This window comes from Kitasatospora sp. NPDC023176 (assembly GCF_055560495.1).
In genome coordinates, this window is the sequence record NZ_JBVHIP010000084.1 from 1 (window position 1) to 5,547 (window position 5,547).

The following is a 5,547-nucleotide window of genomic DNA, read 5'->3' on the forward strand; positions in this document are numbered from 1 at the left end:
CCACCGGTGATCAGCACCGTACCGGCCGCATCGAAGTCCGCGGGAACAGTGAGGACGATCTTCCCGATGTGAGCGGCCCGGCTCATGAACCGGAAGGCGTCCCGCGCGCGGCGGACGTCCCAGGTGGTGAGTGGTGGCAGACGCAGCTCGCCTGCGCTGAGCAGTCGGACGGCCTCGGCCAGGATCTCCCCCAGCCGCTCCGGTCCCGCGTCGGCCAGGTCGAAGGCCGACACGCCGGGCCGGATGTCGGCCTTGCCCATCTCCACGAACCGCCCGCCGGGCGCGAGCAGCCGCAGGGAGGCGTCCAGGAATTCACCGGACAGCGAGTTCAGCACCACGTCGAAGGGTCCGAACCGGTCGGCGAACTCCAGGGTCCGGGACGAGGCGATGTGGTCCTCGTCCAGCCCCAGGGCGCGCAGCGCGTCCCACTTGCCCGGGCCGGCGGTCGCGTGGACGTCCGCGCCCCAAAGCCGTGCGAGCTGGACCGCCGCCATGCCGACGCCGCCGGCTCCGGCGTGGATCAGCACCCGGTCACCGGCCTTCAGCCCGCCCAGGTCGCGCAGGCCGTACCACGCCGTCAGGAACGCGATCGGCACAGTGGCGGCCTGGGTGAACGTCCACTCGTCGGGGATGCGCACCAGCACCCTGTGGTCGGCGACGGCCACCCGGCCGAACGCGCCGGGCAGCAGCCCGGCGACCCGGTCACCCGGCCGCAGCCCCGTGACCTCGGCGCCGACCTCGGTGACGACGCCCGCGCCCTCGCTGCCGAGCAGCGCCGGGTCCGGGTAGACGCCGAGGGCGATCAGCACGTCCCGGAAGTTCAGGCCGGCCGCCCGCACGGCGACGCGCACCTCCCGGGGCCCGGGCGGGGCCTGCTCGTACGGCAGGAAGACGAGGTCGTCCAGGCTGCCCGTGCCCACCTGCGTCAGCCGTCCGTCGAACGCCTCCGGTGCGGAGCGCACCAGCCGGGGCACGTAGACGGCTCCCCGGCGCACCGCCACCTGGTCCTCGTCGCCGACTGACAGGCCGTCGGGCAGCTCGTCGGCGTCCACGAGCACGAATCGGCCGGGGTGCTCGGACTGCGCGGACCGGACCAGGCCCCACACGGCCGAGGCTTCCGGGTCGCTCACCCCGTCACCGGGAACGACGGCGACCGCGCCCCGCGTGCGCACCACGAGCCGTTCGCCGGGCCCGGCCAGGAAGTCCTGGACGGCCGTCAGCGCCTCGGCGACCGAGCCGGGCGAGACCACGGCGTCGCCGAGCGCGCCTTCGCCGGGGGTCAGCCCGGGAATCAGCGGAATCCAGTCGAGGGCGTACAGCGGGCCGCGTTCAGCCATCGGACGGGTGGTCAGCGCCTCGATGGTCGCCACGGGCTCGCCGGACCGGTCCGCCAGGTGGACGGCGTACGTGCCGGGGCGCACCACCGTCAGCCGCACGCGCGCGGAGGTCACGCCGGTGCGGTGGACCGCGATCCCGCCCAGCGAGAACGGCAGCCGTACGTCGCCTTCCGTGCCGGACAACAGCGCCAGCGGTTGCAGAGCGGCGTCCAGCAGGGCCGGATGGACGGAGAACCGGGCCGCGTCCGGCACGGTGACCTCGGCGAACACCTCATTGCCGCGCCGCCACACCGCCTGCACGGCCTGGAAGGCCGGCCCGTACTCGTAGCCCGCCGCGGCGAGCGTGTCATAGAGCCCGGTGACAGGTTCCGCGCCGGCCGGCGGCCATTGCGTCAGCTCCTGCCCGACCACGGGCCGCCCGACCACAGGCCGGCCGACCACAGGCTGGCCGCTCACTGTGCCGGTGGCGTGCCGCACCCAACCGTCCGTACGGGACCGGACGTCGACCGTGCGGCGGCCGGTCTCGTCCGGCTCGCCCACGACGACCTGCACGTCCACCGCGCCGTCCGCGGGCAATACCAGCGGCGCCTCCAGGACCAGTTCCTCCACTGCCGCCCCGGCCGCGTGCACCGCCAGTTCCACGAACGCCGTCGCGGGCAGCAGCACCCTCCCCAGTACGGAGTGGTCCGCGAGCCAGGGGTGGGTGGCCAGGGAGAGCCGACCCGTCAGGACCCGCTGCTCGCCCACCTCGACAGCGGCGCCGAGCAGCGGGTGGTCCACCGAGTCGAGCCCGGCCGCGGACACGTCTCCCGCGCCTCCGGCGAGCCAGAACCGCGTCCGCTGGAAGGGATAGGTGGGCAGCGCCACCGGCTCCCGTTCAGGGAACGGCCACCGCACCGGCACACCCGCGACGAACAGCCGCGCCGCGGCGGCCAGGAACTCGGCCGGGGTGCCGTGGTCGCGGCGCAGTGTCCCGGTCACCACACCCGCCTCGTGCTCCTCCAGCGCGGGCGTGAGCACCGGGTGCGGGCTGATCTCGACGAAGACGGGGCGGCCACCCGAGGCGAGCAGCAGCCGGGTGGTCTGGTCGAACAGCACGGGTTCGCGGAGGTTGCGGTACCAGTAGCCGGCGTCGAGGGCGGAGGTGTCGACCGGCTCGCCGGTGACCGTGGAGTAGAACGGGATCACCGGCGGGTGGGGCGTGATGCCGGCCAGGTCGGTGAGCAGCTGCTCGCGGATCGCCTCGACCTGCGCGGAGTGGGCCGCGTAGTTGACGGGCAGACGGCGGGCGCGGATGCCCTCGGCCTCACAGGCCGTCAGCAGTTCGTCCAGTGCGTCCAGATCACCCGACACGACGACCGAACCGGGGGCGTTGACCACCGCCACCGTCAGCCGACCGTCCCAGCGGGCCACGAACTCGGCCGCCGGCTCATGCCCGAGGCCGACCGACACCATCCCACCCTGGTCCGCCAGCGCGACCAGGGCCTTGCTGCGCAGGGCGACCGCCTTGGCGGCGTCCTCCAACGACAACGCCCCGGCCACGTACGCCGCCGCGATCTCCCCCTGTGAATGCCCGACGACCGCATCGGGTTCCACACCATGGGCACGCCACAGTTCGGCCAGTGCCACCATCACCGCGAACAGGGCGGGCTGCACCACATCCACCTGCTCCAGCGAACCACCGCCGGTCAAAACCTCCACCAACGACCAGTCCGTGTACGGCGCCAACGCCGCAGCACACGCGTCGATCGCCTCCCGGAACACCGGCTCCGAGCCGTACAACTCCCCGCCCATACCGACCCATTGAGCACCCTGCCCCGGGAACACGAACACCGAACGACCCAGCGGACGGGCGGTCCCGGTGACCAGACCCGGCGCCGACCGGCCCTCCGCCAGTGCCTCCAACGCCTCCGCACCGCTCAGCACCGCCCGGTGCTCGAACACGGTGCGGGCGGCCAGAGCGCCCCCGACCGCCGCCGGGCTCACCTCGGGACGTCCGGCGGTGAAGGCGCCCAGCCGGCGCGCCTGCTCCCGCAACGCCGCCTCGGACCTGGCCGACAACACCCACGGCACCAGCCCGCCCGCGGACCCCGTCGAAACCCCGACCGACTCTTCAGCAGCCGCCTCGATCACCACATGCGCGTTGGTACCGCTGATGCCGAACGCCGAGATGCCCGCACGACGCAGGTGGCCGCTGTCGGGCCAGGGCCGGGCCTCGGTGAGCAACCGGACGTTCCCGGACCCCCAGTCGACGTGCGAGGTCGGCGCGTCGACGTGCAGCGTCGGCGGCAACTGACCGTGCCGCATCGCCATCACCATCTTGATCACACCCGCGACGCCGGCGGCGGCCTGGGTGTGCCCGATGTTCGACTTCACCGACCCCAGCCACAACGGCTCCACCCGGTCCCGGCCGTACGTCGCCAACAGCGCCTGCGCCTCGATCGGGTCACCGAGCGTCGTCCCGGTGCCATGCGCCTCCACCGCGTCCACCTCGGACGCCTCCAACCCGGCATTCGCCAACGCCTGCCGGATCACCCGCTCCTGCGACGGACCATTCGGCGCCCCGAGGCCGTTGGAGGTGCCGTCCTGGTTCACCGCCGATCCCCGCACCACCGCCAGCACCCGGTGACCGTTACGGCGGGCATCCGACAACCGCTCCAGCAGCACCAACCCCGCGCCCTCACCCCAGGCCGTGCCGTCGGCCGCCTCGGCGAACGCCTTCACCCTGCCGTCGGGAGCCAGGCCGCGCTGGCGCGAGAACTCCGTGAACCCCAGCGGGGTCGCCATCACCGTCACCCCGCCGGCCAGGGCGAGTGTGCACTCCCCCGAGCGCAGTGCCTGCGCGGCCAGGTGGATCGCCACCAGCGAGGACGAGCAGGCGGTGTCCAGCGAGACCGCCGCACCCTCCAGCCCCAGCAGGTAGGCGATCCGGCCGGAGGTCACGCTGGTCGCGGCGCCCGTACCGAGATAGCCCTCGGTGCCGGCGGGCGCCTGGTCGCCGTAGCCGGAGGACCAGATACCGGTGAAGACGCCCGTCTGGCTACCCCGCAGCGACGTCGGATCGATCCCCGCGTGCTCGAAGGTCTCCCACGCGGTCTCCAGCAACACCCGCTGCTGCGGATCCATCGCCAACGCCTCACGCGGCGAGATCCCGAAGAAATCCGCATCGAACCCCGCCGCGTCCACGAGAAAACCACCCGACCGCGTATACGACGTCCCCGGATGATCCGCATCCGGATGGAACAACCCCTCAACGTCCCACCCCCGATCACCCGGAAACCCCCCGATCGCATCCACCCCACCCGACACCAGACCCCACAACTCCTCCGGAGACCCCACCCCACCCGGCAACCGGCACCCCATGCCCACGATCACCACCGGATCAACCCCCACACCCACCCCACCCACCGGCACCACCGACACCACACCCCGGCCGAGGATCTCGCTCAGCAGGTGCTCGGCGAGTTGCCGCGGGGTGGGGTGGTCGAAGGTGACGGTGGCGGGCAGGCGCAGGCCGGTGGCGGTGTTGAGCCGGTTACGCAGTTCGACGGAGGTCAGGGAATCGAAGCCGAGGTCCTTGAACGGCTGCCGGTCCCATGCGGCCCCCGGTTCGCGGTGACCGAGCACGGCGGCGGTGTGGGCGGTGACCAGGTCGAGTGCGGCTCGCAGCCGTTCGGCCTCCGGCAGTGACCGCAGGCGGTCGGCCATCGCGCCGTGCCGCGCCGGGCGCCGGGCCGCCTTGCGGGAGACGAGGCCCTTGAGGGCTGCCGGGGCCGCCGGGGCGCCCGCCATCACGGACAGGTCGAGGCGTACCGGCACCAGCGCGGCCCGGTCCGTGGCCAGGGCCGCGTCGAACAGCGACAGGGCGTGGTCGGTGGCCAGCGGCACGACCCCGGCTCGCATCAGCCGGTCCTGGTCGGCACCGGTCAGGTGCCCGGTCATGCCGCTCGCCTCGGCCCAGTAGCCCCAGGCCAGCGAGGTCGCCGGCAGTCCGAGGGCGCGCCGGTGCACGGCGAGGGCGTCGAGGAAGGTGTTGGCCGCGGCGTAGTTGGCCTGGCCGGGGCTGCCGAGCGTCCCGGCCGCCGAGGAGAAGAGGACGAACGCCGTCAGGTCGCGCCCCCGGGTGAGTTCGTGCAGGTGCCAGGCCGCCCGCGCCTTGGGCTCCCAGACCGCGGCGAGGCGTTCGGGGGTCAGGGACTCGACCACGGCG

General features: G+C 73.5%; 1 protein-coding gene. It reads right to left on the reverse strand.

Annotated elements, in window-relative coordinates:
• A partial coding sequence (locus tag ACZ3YL_RS42305) for an acyltransferase domain-containing protein (protein ID WP_465663176.1) occupies positions 1-5,547 on the reverse strand: 5,547 nt, incomplete at both ends.